The sequence below is a fragment of the Pseudobutyrivibrio sp. ACV-2 genome, from assembly GCF_900107545.1.
Taxonomy (GTDB): Bacteria; Bacillota; Clostridia; order Lachnospirales; family Lachnospiraceae; genus Pseudobutyrivibrio.
This window is the reverse complement of the sequence record NZ_FNQZ01000002.1, coordinates 1-14,002: the sequence shown is the minus strand read 5'-3', so window position 1 is coordinate 14,002 and position 14,002 is coordinate 1. Positions and strand designations below refer to the sequence as shown.

General features: G+C 41.0%; 12 protein-coding genes. 11 read left to right on the top strand and 1 reads right to left on the bottom strand.

Translation table 11 applies throughout. The features are described from left to right. Positions 1-4: 4 nt before the first annotated feature. From hypE to BLV53_RS02765, 9 genes are all read left to right on the top strand, one after another. Positions 5-1,006, top strand: coding sequence for a hydrogenase expression/formation protein HypE (gene hypE, locus BLV53_RS02810; protein WP_090296800.1), 1,002 nt, complete (start codon positions 5-7; stop codon positions 1,004-1,006). A 120-nt stretch (positions 1,007-1,126) separates the two neighbouring features. Further along, positions 1,127-1,510: a response regulator gene (locus BLV53_RS02805; protein ID WP_090296797.1), complete on the top strand. Its 384-nt coding sequence runs from the start codon at positions 1,127-1,129 to the stop codon at positions 1,508-1,510. Positions 1,511-2,004: 494 nt separating this feature from the next. Then, positions 2,005-3,153 (top strand): THUMP domain-containing class I SAM-dependent RNA methyltransferase, encoded by a 1,149-nt coding sequence (locus BLV53_RS02800; RefSeq protein WP_090296795.1) that lies wholly within the window; start codon positions 2,005-2,007, stop codon positions 3,151-3,153. A gap of 3 nt (positions 3,154-3,156) precedes the next feature. Continuing rightward, positions 3,157-4,887: a lectin like domain-containing protein gene (locus BLV53_RS02795; protein ID WP_090296792.1), complete on the top strand. Its 1,731-nt coding sequence runs from the start codon at positions 3,157-3,159 to the stop codon at positions 4,885-4,887. An 18-nt stretch (positions 4,888-4,905) separates the two neighbouring features. Then, complete coding sequence (locus tag BLV53_RS02790; protein ID WP_090296788.1) at positions 4,906-5,967, top strand: N-acetylmuramoyl-L-alanine amidase family protein; 1,062 nt, start codon at positions 4,906-4,908, stop codon at positions 5,965-5,967. Between the two features lie 122 nt (positions 5,968-6,089). Then, positions 6,090-6,701, top strand: coding sequence for an RdgB/HAM1 family non-canonical purine NTP pyrophosphatase (gene rdgB / locus BLV53_RS02785; RefSeq protein WP_090296785.1), 612 nt, complete (start codon positions 6,090-6,092; stop codon positions 6,699-6,701). Beyond that, complete coding sequence (locus tag BLV53_RS02780) at positions 6,682-7,185, top strand: metallophosphoesterase family protein (RefSeq protein WP_090296782.1); 504 nt, start codon at positions 6,682-6,684, stop codon at positions 7,183-7,185. Before rdgB ends, BLV53_RS02780 begins: the two co-directional genes overlap by 20 nt. Further along, entirely contained in the window at positions 7,176-8,696 is a 1,521-nt protein-coding gene (locus BLV53_RS02775) for an ASKHA domain-containing protein (protein WP_090296780.1), read from the top strand. Before BLV53_RS02780 ends, BLV53_RS02775 begins: the two co-directional genes overlap by 10 nt. Positions 8,697-9,001: 305 nt before the next feature. Next, positions 9,002-9,589 carry an NADH peroxidase gene (locus BLV53_RS02765; RefSeq protein WP_090296774.1) on the top strand — a complete coding sequence of 196 codons (588 nt, stop codon included), beginning with the start codon at positions 9,002-9,004 and terminating at the stop codon, positions 9,587-9,589. A gap of 70 nt (positions 9,590-9,659) precedes the next feature. Here BLV53_RS02765 and BLV53_RS02760 read toward each other — a convergent pair whose 3' ends face one another. Further along, positions 9,660-10,487: an AraC family transcriptional regulator gene (locus BLV53_RS02760; protein ID WP_090296771.1), complete on the bottom strand. Its 828-nt coding sequence runs from the start codon at positions 10,485-10,487 to the stop codon at positions 9,660-9,662. A gap of 174 nt (positions 10,488-10,661) precedes the next feature. Here BLV53_RS02760 and BLV53_RS02755 point away from each other — a divergent pair, with 174 nt between their 5' ends. Beyond that, positions 10,662-12,863, top strand: coding sequence for an alpha-galactosidase (locus tag BLV53_RS02755; RefSeq protein ID WP_090296768.1), 2,202 nt, complete (start codon positions 10,662-10,664; stop codon positions 12,861-12,863). Between the two features lie 150 nt (positions 12,864-13,013). Further along, entirely contained in the window at positions 13,014-13,892 is an 879-nt protein-coding gene (locus BLV53_RS02750) for an aldose 1-epimerase family protein (RefSeq protein ID WP_090296767.1), read from the top strand. Positions 13,893-14,002: the final 110 nt, after the last annotated feature.

Below are 14,002 nucleotides of genomic sequence, written 5' to 3'. Positions count from 1 at the left end.
ATTAATGGAAAAGATAATAATGGAGCACGGCTCGGGAGGTCGTGCCACTTCAGAATTAATAAAAGAGATTTTCGAGGCCGAATTTGATAATGACGTTCTATCTGAAATGGAAGATGCAGCAGTAGTGCCAGGGGCAGAGGCTATTGCCATGACTACAGATAGCTTTGTTGTAACACCCCTTGAATTTCCAGGTGGAGATATAGGAAGACTTTGCATCTGTGGCACAGTCAACGACCTGTGTATGAGAGGTGCGAGACCTAAATACATCACCTGTGGATTTATATTAGAAGAAGGCGTAGACATCGAACAACTCAAAAGAATTGTCAAATCCATGGCAGATACGGCAAAAGAAGCTGGTGTCAAAATAGTGGCAGGCGATACCAAGGTTGTTGAAGGAAATGGTGGTTTATACATAAACACAGCAGGTGTAGGTTTTATTCCAAGTGGAATAGATATCAAGGCCAAAAATGCGGCTGATGGTGATGTGATTATAGTCTCTGGAAATATTGGAGACCATCATGCTACAGTTTTAAGTCAACGCATGGAAATCAAAAACACAATCAAAAGTGACAATGCACCTTTGCAGGAAATGGTAGGGAAGCTCATTTCTAATAATATCCCTATTCATGTATTGCGAGATGTTACTAGAGGCGGCCTTGCTACCGTTTTAAAGGAACTTGCCCTGGCCAGTGGGAATAATTTTGAAATAGACGCAGAAAATATTCCAGTGGATCCACAGGTTAAATCCTTCAGTGGACTTCTTGGCCTGGATCCATTATACATGGGAAATGAAGGAAAGCTGGTAGCCATAGTTCCAAAAGAATATACAGACGAAGCACTAAATATTATTAAAGAATGTAAATATGGAGAAAATGCCTGTGTTATCGGAAATGTAAAAACTCCGGAAAACGAAAGTGAAACAGGCACGCTGGTACTTAACACTGAAATAGGTGGGCGCAGATTTCTTGATATTTTACAGGGAGAAGGATTACCTAGAATTTGCTAGTTCATAATCCTCACCTGGCGCCTACAGTTAACATAAATTTCATATTATTTTGGGTGGTTCCTATGCTATAATGTATCTACACATCCAAATTAACATTTTTCAGATAAGGAGGATGCAGTTTTGGGTAAAACAGTATTGGTTGTTGATGACTCCAGATTTATGAGAGCCGTCGTTAAAAATGAAGTAGAAAGAAACGGTTGCACTGTAATTGGTGAAGCAGATTGTAGTGACGGAGCAGTTGTTAAATACAAGGAACTCAGGCCGGATATCGTGACCATGGATATCACAATGACAGTGGATGGACATACTGTCGGCAGAAGTTCTAATGGCATTGATGCTATCAAGCAAATCAAGGAATTTGACCCAGATGCTAAAATCCTTGTAGTCAGTGCCATGGGGCAGAAGTGTTACGTTATCGAGGCCATAGAAGCAGGCGCCAAGGATTTTGTAATAAAACCTTTTGACGAGGTAAGATTCGCGGAGGCCTTAGCACATTTTACATAACTGAATATAACTATAAAAGCACCTTAACAAAGGTGCTTTTATTATTTGAATATATATATTAGTAAAAATTGTAATATATGCACAATAAATTATAGCTTGTGCGTATCTGGGTTGTGCACAATGGAAACTCCATGGAAACTGAAACGAAAAATCCAAAATGATTTAGAACAATCAAAAATAGAAAAAAGACCGAGCTTTCGGTCTTTTTGAGGGGAGTATAAATAATTAATAAGGGTGCAACGAAGGAAACTCTTCGTTACGCTTAGGATTATAATATAGAAATATTTTCAATGCAATAGTTCTAATAAAAGTTTGTGAAAAAAATATAGAAAAATACATATATGTATATTATACGACATATAAATTGTATAGTACCAATAAAAATTAAAAGCAAAAATAATAAAAGCAACAAAAGTAACGTAAGAAATTTGACTCTAATGCTTATAAAGGATAAGATTAACCTAGTATAATAATAAGCAAAAAGGAAATAATATATGCCAAAAACATACACAATCAGTTGCCCATGCCACTTTGGTCTTGAGGCACCATTAAAAAGAGAAATCTATGATCTGGGGTACGACATAACAGAGGTTACAGATGGAAGAGTAACCTTTACTGGTGATGCAGAAGCAATTTGTCGCGCTAACATCCACTTACGTACTGCTGAGCGTGTACTTGTGGAGGTTGGTCGTTTTCGCGCCACCACCTTTGAGGAGCTTTTCCAGGGAATCAAGGCATTGCCTTGGGAGGATTATCTTCCGGAAGATGCTCGCTTTTGGGTTACAAAGGCCACATCTGTAAAGAGCAAGTTATTTTCCCTTACAGATATTCAGTCCATTGCCAAAAAGGCCATGGTTGAGCGCATGAAATCCTATTATGATATTCAGTGGTTTAAGGAAGATGGCTCTGATTATCCTGTACGTATCTTCATATTAAAGGATGACGTTATAGTTACACTTGATTCTACAGGTATGCCTCTTCATAAAAGAGGTTATCGTACCTACACTAGCAAGGCGCCTCTTTCTGAAACAATGGCTGCAGCTTTGATTCAGCTGACACCATGGAGACCAGACCGAATTCTTGTGGATCCATTCTGCGGCTCAGGTACATTTTTGATAGAGGCAGCTATGATAGCAGCCAATATCGCTCCTGGTTTAAATAGAGAATTCACCTCCATGGACTGGTCAAATATCATTGAGCCGGATTTATGGAAGGAGCTTTTTGATGAAGCCAGAAGTGAGGTAGATACCTCTGTAGAATGCGACCTTCAGGGCTTCGACATAGACCCTGATATGGTCAAAATTGCCAGACTCAATGCAAAGCAGGCTGGGGTGGATCACATGATACATTTCCAGGTGAGAGATGTGGCAAAGCTTTCTCACCCTAAAAAGTACGGATTTATTTTGACAAATCCACCATACGGCGAGCGCCTTGAAGAAAAAAAGGATTTGCCTGAACTATATGGCAATCTGGGACGTTCATTTGCAGGTCTTGATAGCTGGTCTATGTTTGTAATCACAAGCTATGAGAATGCACCAAGAGATATAGGAAGAAAAGCAGATAAGAATCGCAAAATATATAATGGAATGATAAAGACATATTTTTATCAGTTCCTTGGACCAAAGCCTAAGAAAAAGGACTAGAAGATGAAATTTTCCAAGAGATTTCTGGCGTTTGCTTTAATCATAGCAATCACTCTATTTGGAAAAATAAATAATTGGAACGACAGATACGCAGCTGTCGATACTTTCAGAGGTGCAGCACTAAATAAAGATGTGCTGTATCCTTTGATGTCTAAAAATCTAAATGACTCCAGCAAGCTTAGAGTCTATATTAATGGAGAAGTTTATGCCAGCAATGGGCAGGATGCTATTTTGGATGATAGTCTTAATCCTGTTGGATCTCTGGAATTTATCAGAACAGTGATGTCTGGATCTGCATTTATGATGGATGAAAAAAGTGCATTAATCCAAATCACCAGCGATATCTACGAATTAGTTGTTGGTAGTAGAAGTGCCACTAAAAATGGCGAGGATATTGAACTAATCACTACACCATCTCTGCATCTTGGCGAAATGTATGTGGGGCTGGAGGATCTATGCAAAATCTTTGGCTACGAATATAGCTACAATACCAACGCCTATTCGGTAAACATTACTATAGACAAAACTCCCAAATTACCAAATGTATACGATTTAAGAACTGTAAACCGCGTCAGCTTCATCAGAAATCAGGGCTCTACAGCTACCTGTTGGGCTTGTGCATCTTTAGAGGCTCTGGAATCGTCTTTGCTTCCAGTAGCTGAGCACAAGTTTTCAGTTGATTCCATGATAAAAGATAATAGTTTTAAACTGGATGAATCAGCCGGTGGTGATTACACTATGGCATTGGCGTACCTTCTGTCTTGGCAGGGGCCAATAAGCACGGAGGCCAACACCAATATCCTTGATGAATTAACAGGCGAAACAAAAGGTCCTGAAATTCATCTTCAGGAAGCCCACTTTTATGATGCAGAAAACTTAGATGACATCAAACGTGCAGTATACAGATATGGTGGAGTTTCTACGTCTATTTATGCAAGTGTTTCTACTGCGAACCTTAATGGTTCAAGCAGTTACAATCGCGCTACCAATTCTTACTGCTACACCGGCAACTCAAAGCCAAATCATGACGTGGTCATAATCGGTTGGAACGACTCCTATCCTGCGGCCAATTTCAGCACAGATGTGCCTGGAAACGGAGCATTTATCTGCCAAAATAGCTGGGGTAGTGGCTTTGGAGATGATGGCGTTTTTTATATATCATACTACGATTCAAATATTGGAAATCAGGCAGTATCTTATGTTAAAGTAGATACCAACAATACATATAATTATATTTATCAAAGTGATCTCTGCGGTTGGGTTGGTCAGATTGGCTACAGCAAGGAGTGGGCTTATGGCGCCAACACTTTTACTGCTTCAGCTGCTCAACAGATAGAAGCAGCAGGTTTTTATAGCCTTGGACACAATACTACCTATCAGGTTTATTTTGTGCCAAATTATGTCAACACCAGCACACTTTCTTCGAAGGAGTTGGTTGCCCAGGGAACACTTGAACAGGCTGGCTATTACACTATCAAATTCGACCAGCCAAAAACAGTTTCAGAGGGAGAAAACTTCGCTATTGTGATTTACATCAACACACCTGATACGTTGCGTCCTCTTGCGGTGGAGTATGCCAGCGACTCAATGACCCAAGCTGTAGACATCACAGATGGCAAGGGCTTTATCAGCAACAATGGATTGGATTGGGAGAGCGTTGAAGATGTTGCGAAAGCAAATCTTTGCATTAAGGCCTACGCAAACAATGTGGTTGAAGTATTTGAGGGGCAGTAATGTAGCGAAGCAATAATTATGGAAGAAAAAGTTATGGGGGCGTTCACTGCACTTCTTGTGGCAGTGTTTATTGCGGTGAGCAGCTTGCTTATTTGTGTGCCGAATTTGCACAAATTGGCACTTAAAGCAAGGGACAATAGATTAGAAAGCGGCAGAATTTCTGTCATGGATATGCTTTGGACATCGGATAAGGAATTGGATGAAGATGACGAGTTGAGTCGCCAGAGCATTTTAAAAGGGCATCAGTTGCGATTGACCCTACCTCAAAATGTCACCAGTGACAATGTTACAATTGAAAATATTCATGTTAATAGGACAATCTCGATTACAATAGATGGTATAGGAAAGGACTATTTTTCTCAGTATCCTATTCGTGGAAATGCAGAGAATATCATGGATGTAACCTATATCAGTGAGGACTATGTAGGCGTAATCGAACTGTCCATGGATGATGTGGTTGAGGTTCAGATGACCTCAGAGGATGAATATATTTATCTGGACTTTGTAGATCCCCATCAGGTATATGAAAAGGTGGTAGTTATCGACGCTGGCCACGGAGGCGATATGCCTGGAGCCACTAAAATGGGCGTCTATGAAAAAGACTTAGATTTACAAATTGCACTTGAACTTAAAAAGGTTTTCGACAGAAGCGATAAAAACATCGGTGTGTATTATACTCGTACCGATGATTCTAACCCTTCTTTTGCGGCAAGAGTTGGTCTTGCCAATGATTCTGAGGCGGATGTTTTTCTGTCTATCCACAACAATTCCACAGCATCAGGGCGTATGTCATCCATAAATGGTACAGAGGTCATGTACGAAGGAGGAGACTCTACAGGTGCATCCAGGGAATTTGCCAGCATATGTCTTGACAAACTTGTTCAGGCGCTGGGCTCTAAATCCAAGGGAACTGTGGTAGGTGATGAAGTATACATCATTCGCTCCTCAAATGTCCCAGTAGCCCTTGTAGAAGTGGGCTTCATGACAAACACCCAAGAACTGAAAAACCTCCAAGACAAAGATTACCAACAAAAAACCGCGAAAGCTTTATACGATGCGGTAATTGAATATATATATTAGCCTTCCCCTTGAGGGGAAGGTGCCCGAAGGGATGAGATAATGCTTTAGCGTTATCTGCCACCCCGGCGAGGGGCGGATGAGGTGTCCTGACGGCTATAGAACAACTAAAACAAGGAGTCAAAATGAAAACCAAAATAATCTTTGCCACAGGCAATCCAAACAAATTACGAGAAATCAAAGAAATCCTTGGTGAGGAAAAATACGATATTCTCACAATGAAGCAGGCAGGCATAGACATTGATATAGTAGAGGACGGCAAGACCTTCGAAGAAAATTCACTCATCAAATCCAGAGCCATTGCCGCATACGCCAAGGATGCAATCGTACTTGCTGATGACAGTGGCCTTGAAATAGATGCATTAAATAAAGAGCCTGGAATATATTCTGCCAGATACTTGGGAGAGGACACCAGTTATGACATTAAAAACGCCAATCTCATAGAGCGCCTTAATGGAGTAGAAAAGCTGGACAGAAGTGCCCGCTTCGTTTGCGCAGTTTCAGCGGTGTTCCCAGATGGCAAAGAAGCGGTAGTGCGAGGCACTATAGAGGGCTATATCGGTTGGGAGCCTATGGGAGAAAATGGCTTCGGCTATGACCCGATTTTCTATCTTTGGGACAAGGATGTAAGCACAGCAGCTATCAGCCCAGAGGAAAAAAATGCTATCAGCCACAGAGGACAGGCTCTTAGAATGATAAAGGAAGAAATAATTAAACATGAAAATATTAGTTGTTAGTGATACTCATGGCAGTCCTGATAATTTAAGAACTGTCATCGACATAGAAAAGCCGGACAGAATCTATCATCTTGGAGATGGGCAGGGCGTTGAGGACAACCTTTGGATGATGTCTGAAGCACCAGCAGAATGTGTATGCGGCAATTGTGACTGGGGAGGAAATCTTCCAAATGAAGTGGTTCTGGATGTGGGTAACCACAGGCTTCTTCTCACCCACGGTCACTACTACGGTGTGAGCTATACTTATGAAAAGATTGCAGAAGCCGCTAAAGCAAAGGGCTGTGACATTGTATTATATGGCCACACCCATGTACCTACCATTGATCATTTTCAAGGTCTTGTCATAGCAAATCCGGGAAGTGTATCTTTTCCAAGACAAAACTCCCGTGAACACACTTATATGACAATTTTGGTAGATAATAGTGGTGAACTACAAATGGATTTACATTCCCTAGAGGAATACGAAAGAACTAAATGGAAATAAAAGTTGTTATTGAAGATGTTGTTCCTGAACAGGAATATATGTTAATGACCAAGCCTGGCGAAGCGATTTCTTTTGTTCAGGCTATGGATGACTTAGGTCTTAAATTCTATCGACCTTGTGGTGGCTATGAAAAATGTCTTAGCTGTGCCATAAGGTTCGTCTATGGTGCTCCTGAGATGACTTCAGCTGATGAGCGCGCTCTTGATTTTTCAGAAATGAGAAATGGATGGCGACTGGGCTGCAAATGTGTCATCACAAAGGATTGCAAGATTCAGGTTCCAAAGAGACTGGTTTCTGAAATTACATCGGTGGGTGTATCAGGCCAGGAAAATGAACTTCCTTTGGATAAAACCAATATAGCTATTGCCGTTGATATTGGAACTACCACACTGGCAGTAGCGGCTATCGAATTGAATACAGGAAAAGTACTGCGTCAGCAGACCTATACTAACGGTCAGCTGAAATATGGTGCAGATGTAATGAGCCGTATAAAAGCAGCTATTGATGGTCATGGCGAAGAACTAAGAGATATCGTCGTAAAGGACCTGATGGGGCTTGGTACCAGGATTTTAGGTGAGGATTTTTTAACACATAAGGTTGTAATTTCTGGAAATACAGTTATGACTCACCTGTTCCTAGGCTACCCGGTAGATGGCTTGGCAGCATATCCATTCGTGCCATATACGCTTGACTCTGTAAAGTTTAGAGAGAGCACCAGAGATATATTCTTTATGCCATCCATCAGCACTTTTGTAGGTGGCGACATTGTGTCTGGTTTATATTATGTAAGACAAAATTTAAAAAAGAAAAATCATGAAAAGGATAAGTTCCTGTTTGTAGATTTAGGAACCAATGCGGAGCTTGTGCTTTTTGATGGAACTACCTATTGGTGTTCATCTGCATCTGCAGGTCCTGCCTTGGAGGGCGCATCCTTAAGCTGTGGTGTGCCATCTGTAAAGGGTGCTATAAATCATCTGTCTATCAATCATTGCAATGTAACGTACAGCACCATTGGCAATGAAAAGCCTATCGGACTTTGTGGAAGTGGCGTAATAGACATGATTTATGAGCTTTACAGAAACGATATTATAGATGCCGGTGGACTTCTCAAGGATGAATATTCAGAAAGTGGATTCCCTATAGCTGACGGTATCGTTATCACAGGAGAAGACATACAGCAGGTGATTCTAGCAAAGGCCGCAATCGTATCAGGAATTCAAATGCTTTTTGAAGCAGCAAATCTGACTGCCGTACACATAGATCATCTCTATGTATCCGGAGGATTAGGCGCATCTGTGGGTGTGCTTTCCGCAGCAGGTATCGGATTATTCCCAGAGGCTATTCTTTCAAAATACGAAACCCTGGGCAATTCATCACTGCTAGGTGACATAGAATTCATAATGAACCCGGATGAGGACACTTTACAGGAAATAAAAGATAATTCAAAAGTAGTATTCCTCGCCACCGACCCTAAATTTGAACAGCTTTTCCTTGAAAATCTACATTTGTGAATAATCTAAGAACTATTAGTGTTTTTGAGTATTTACAGACTTCTTTATGCTATTATGAATAAAAGCCTTCCCCCTGGGGGGAAGGTGCCCGGAGGGAAGAGATAATGCTTTAGCGTTATCTGCCACCCCGGCGAGGGGAAGAGATAATGCTTTAGCGTTATCTGCCACCCCGGCGAGGGGCGGATGAGGGCTGTAACCCATGCCTTCCCCCTGGGGGGAAGGTGCCCAAAGGGCGGATGAGGGGTGTAGGTAACGTCCTTTATATTAACATATGTTCAATTTATTTCTGAAAGGAGTCAAAATTTATGGCAAAATACGTATGTCCAGTATGTGGTTATGTTCACGAGGGTGACAACCCACCTGATGAGTGTCCAGTATGTCATGTAAGTGGTGATAAATTCAAAAAGGTTGAAGGCGAAATTACACTTGCAGCAGAGCATGTATTTGGACTTTATGAAGCAACAGTAAAAAACAATCCTGAAGTCTCAGAAGAAGATAAGAAATATATTTTTGAACAGCTCAAAGCTAATTTTGAAGGTGAGTGCTCAGAAGTAGGCATGTATCTTTGCATGGCCAGAGTAGCTCACAGAGAGGGCTACCCAGAGATTGGCCTATATTGGGAAAAGGCAGCCTGGGAAGAAGCAGAGCATGCAGCAAAATTTGCTGAGATGTTAGGCTCAGACCTTGAAAAGAATATGACAGATTCTACTAAAAAGAATCTCGCTTGGCGTGTTGATTGTGAATACGGCGCAACAGGCGGCAAGGTTGATTTAGCAACCTGCGCTAAGAAAAATAACTTAGACGCCATCCACGACACAGTCCACGAAATGGCTCGTGACGAAGCAAGACACGGCAAAGCACTAGAAGGACTATTAAACCGCTATTTTAAATAAAAAAATAAGGCTTCCCCCACTGGGGGAAGCTGTCAGCGCAAGCTGACTGATGAGGGCCGAAGGCAAGCGTTTACTGCTTGCCTTTTTCTCTGTATTCACTAGGCGCTATCCCATAACCCCTCTTGAAAGCTTTAGAAAAAGTAAACACATCCACATACCCCACCATATAAGCTATAACTCCTACACTTTCATCCGACTCTTGAAGCAGGTTAGCTGCCCTTTTCAATCGAAACCGCATCAAATATGTCTGTGGCGACACCCCCATTTCCTGTTTAAATAATCGTGTCAAATAGCTTCTATTCAATCCGCAGGCTTCTGCAATATCCTTAACACCAATAGGCTCCGAATATTTTAAACTGATAAATCTAACTGCATTTTTCACATAATTTGGCTTTGGATCAACACTAGCGATTTTGGGTGTAGCAGAGCTTGATATTATAAAATCAAAAAACTCATAAACCTTTCCATAGCAGTATATTTCTCTATCACTCTTATCATATATTTCATTGATAATATCAAATATTTCCATAGAATCTGACACAGGCTTATACACTGGACTTTTAGTGATAAGCCCAGCCTTGGAAAAAAGTTCCTTTGCTCTTGGCCCATCTACATGTATCCATGCATATTCCCAAGGATCTGATGTATCAGCTTTATAGTAAGCTTTGGTATTTCCTGGAATCAAAAAGCCTTCCCCTGCATGAACCTGAAAAGTTTCATCTTCCAAAACAAGTATCCCCTGTCCCGAAATGACATAATGAAATATAGTATGATCTCTGATGACAGGACCATAGCTATAGTCACTTTGACATTTATAAAATCCCACTTCATACAGTGCAAAGTCATTTGAAGCGGTATAATCCAAAAATTTACCTCTGTCGATTCCAGAATAATTCATAAAATGCTCCTTCAAGAAATGTCACAAAATGACATCTATATAATTCATTATACCATAAACAAATTTTTCATAGGTAATATACTATAAGCATCGATTAGAGAACATCTATCTAAAGACAATCCAAAACACTATATGTAAAGAGTTACATAAAAACAAATACGAGGAGTATAAATAATGGGAATTAAAGTACATGAAACAGAAAAGCAGTTTCACCTTTACAATTCAAAGCTTAGCTATGTAATTGGTGAGTGCCGCGACGGTGAGATGGGGCAGCTTTATTTTGGTAGAAGAATAAATGAAAATCAGATTATCTATGGTTATCAGACACTTGCCGGCAGACCACTTTGCTGCGCAGTTACAGATGATGAGAATTACACAAAGGAATTAGCTTGCCTTGAATATCCAGCATTTGGTAATGGTGATTTCCATGGACCAGCTTATGAGATTATCCAACCAAACGGCTCAAGAGTAACAAATCTTATGTATGACTCATATCGTATATACGAAGGAAAGAAGCCAATTCCAGGCCTTCCAGCCAGCTACGTAAATACGGATTCAGAAGCAACTACACTTGAGATAGTTTGCATTGATGATGTGGCAAAAATCGAGGTCACACTTTACTACACAATCTGGGAAAACTATTCAATCATAACTCGTCATGCTAGTATCAAAAACATCGGTCAGGAAGAAGTAAAGCTCACAAAAGCATTCAGCTGCTGCCTTGATTTACCTGATTATGATTATGACTGGATGCAGTTCGAGGGAGCTTGGGGACGTGAGCGTTATCCTCATACACGTAGTATCGAAAAGGGCATCATTTCTATCGAGAGTATGCGTGGACACTCAAGTGCCAACTTCAATCCATTCATCATTATGAAGAGAAAAAATACAGATGAATTCCAGGGCGAGGCAATGGGAATCAATCTTGTCTACAGTGGTAACTTTATGGCGAAAGCAGAAGTGGATAACTATGGCAAGCTTCGCTTCACAATGGGGATAAATCCTAACTGGTTTGCATGGCCTCTTGCGTCAGCAGAGGAGTTTAACACACCAGAGGTTATTATTTCCTACACAAAAAATGGTCTTAATGATTTAAGCCAGAACATCCATGGCTTTATGAACAATAACCTTGTTCGTTCTCCATACAAGAAAAGGCCTAGACCAATCCTTCTCAACAATTGGGAAGCAACCGAGATGGAATTCGACGAGGAAAAGATTTTAAATATCGCTAAAAAGGGAGCAGAAGCAGGAGTTGAGCTTTTTGTACTTGATGATGGTTGGTTTGGAAAGCGCGATGATGATTATGCAGGACTTGGCGACTGGTACGTAAATACGAATAAACTTCCTGCAGGAATCACAGGTCTTGCTAAAAAGGTAAATGACCTTGGCTTGGATTTTGGTCTTTGGATTGAGCCTGAGATGGTAAATCCTGACTCTGATTTGTACAGAGCACATCCTGATTGGGTGCTTGCTGCTCCTGACAGACGCAGAACTCTTGGCCGTCATCAGATGGTTCTTGATTTCTCAAAGCCAGAGGTGGTAGATAACATTTATCATCAGCTATATGATGTTATTTCAAAGGCCAACATCAGCTACATCAAATGGGATATGAACCGTTCAATTACAGAATGCTTCAGCCAGAATGTAGCCCCAGAGTATCAGGGTATGGTTTACCATAAATATATCTTTGGTGTGTACAGTCTCTACGAGAGACTTATTCAGGACTTCCCTGATATTCTGTTTGAGTCATGTGCCAGCGGTGGTGGTCGCTTCGATGCAGGTATGCTCTACTATGCGCCACAGGCTTGGTGTTCAGATGACACAGATGGACATGAGCGCGTAAAGATTCAGTATGGTACAAGCTATGGTTATCCTATTTCTTCCATTGGTGCTCACGTTTCAAAATCACCAAACAATCAGACAGGACGCTCCATGGATGCTGATGACAGAGCAAATATTGCATGCTTTGGTACATTTGGCTATGAGCTCGACCTAAACGAAGTGTCTGAGGCAGAATTTGAGCAGGTTAAAAAGCAGATTGTATTTATGAAAAAATACAGAGAGCTTTTCCAATATGGCACACTTTATCGTCTACAGTCTCCATTTGAGAAAAATATCGCCAGCTGGATGGTAGTGTCTGAGGACAAAAAGCAGGCTATCGTAGTAATGTATAAAACTCACAAGACTCCAAATATCGGTATGGAAACAATCAAGCTTCAGGGTCTTGAGGAGAATACTATTTACACTGTAAATGGCAAAGAAAAAATATATGGCGACTTCCTTATGGAGCGTGGCCTTGGCACAATGGGAAGTGATGAGCCTTGGTACATGTCAGATGGTGATTTCACCTCAAGAATGTTCATTTTAGAGGCTTAACATGCCACATCGCCAGTATTGCTGACAGGCTTTAATAGATATATAATGTAACAAGGATTCTTTTAATGCGGTTTTTTAATAAAACCGCATTATTTTTACTGTAGTTGGGGTATTTACAACTAAAACTCTAACTTATTATGGGAGGAAACTATGGCAGTACATATTATTGAAAATGATTTATTAAAGCTTACCGTGGAGGAGCATGGCGCAGAGATTCGCTCACTTATCAGAAAGGCAGATGGAGCGGAGTTGATGTGGCAGGCAGACAGCAAATACTGGGGCCGTACAGCACCTGTACTTTTTCCGCTGGTAGGCAACTATTATGAAAAGAAGTCTGTTTATGCTGGAAATACATATGAGATGGGACAGCATGGCTTTGCCAGAGATATGGATTTTAACCTTGTAAGCCAGTCTGAGGATGAGCTTGTTTTTGAGCTTCAGGATAATGAGGAGACCCACAAAAAATATCCATTTAATTTTGTACTTTGCATCGGCTACAAGCTTGAGGGCACAAAGGTTACAGTTACCTGGATGGTAAAAAATACTAATCAGGAAACTATGTATTTTTCTATCGGTGGTCACCCGGCATTCAACTGTGATCTTGACACCTACACTCTCAGATTTGAAAAGAATGGTCAGGTGAATGATTGCATCAAGGCCAATATCATCGCAGGTGACGGCAGCGGATGCCTTTCTCCAAAGCAGGAGCACTTCCCACTTGATGAGGGTGTGCTTAAGATGTCAGATGAGCTTTTCAGTCAGGATGCTCTTATTTTTGAAAACAGACAGTCAGACGCAGTAACACTTGTAGATGCAGAAGGCAAGGACGTGCTTACAGTTACATGCCCTACACCTTTATTTGGCGTATGGTCACCAGTGGGCAAGCATGCTCCATTCGTATGTATCGAACCATGGTGCGGCCGCTGCGACAGAGTAGGCTTCAATCAAAAACTTGAGGAACGTGAATATGGCAATAGCCTTGCACCAGCTGAGGAATTCAAGACCAGCTATGATATAGTCGTAAAATAATTTTGCAAAAATTTGAGGGGCTGTCGCTTTAGATGATTAAATCATCTGGGCGAGGCCCCTTTTTCTTACCATGAATGGTGGACTTGATGAGTGAATATCTTTTCTGTTGT

Bases quoted from the DNA above. Each gene is read 5' to 3' on its own strand.
- hypE (WP_090296800.1), top strand. From the start codon at position 5: ATGGAAAAGATAATAATGGAGCACGGCTCGGGAGGTCGTGCCACTTCA.
- BLV53_RS02765 (WP_090296774.1), top strand. From the start codon at position 9,002: ATGGCAAAATACGTATGTCCAGTATGTGGTTATGTTCACGAGGGTGAC.
- BLV53_RS02795 (WP_090296792.1), top strand. From the start codon at position 3,157: ATGAAATTTTCCAAGAGATTTCTGGCGTTTGCTTTAATCATAGCAATC.
- BLV53_RS02780 (WP_090296782.1), top strand. From the start codon at position 6,682: ATGAAAATATTAGTTGTTAGTGATACTCATGGCAGTCCTGATAATTTA.
- BLV53_RS02760 (WP_090296771.1), bottom strand. From the start codon at position 10,487: ATGAATTATTCTGGAATCGACAGAGGTAAATTTTTGGATTATACCGCT.
- BLV53_RS02750 (WP_090296767.1), top strand. From the start codon at position 13,014: ATGGCAGTACATATTATTGAAAATGATTTATTAAAGCTTACCGTGGAG.
- rdgB (WP_090296785.1), top strand. From the start codon at position 6,090: ATGAAAACCAAAATAATCTTTGCCACAGGCAATCCAAACAAATTACGA.
- BLV53_RS02755 (WP_090296768.1), top strand. From the start codon at position 10,662: ATGGGAATTAAAGTACATGAAACAGAAAAGCAGTTTCACCTTTACAAT.
- BLV53_RS02790 (WP_090296788.1), top strand. From the start codon at position 4,906: ATGGAAGAAAAAGTTATGGGGGCGTTCACTGCACTTCTTGTGGCAGTG.
- BLV53_RS02775 (WP_090296780.1), top strand. From the start codon at position 7,176: ATGGAAATAAAAGTTGTTATTGAAGATGTTGTTCCTGAACAGGAATAT.
- BLV53_RS02800 (WP_090296795.1), top strand. From the start codon at position 2,005: ATGCCAAAAACATACACAATCAGTTGCCCATGCCACTTTGGTCTTGAG.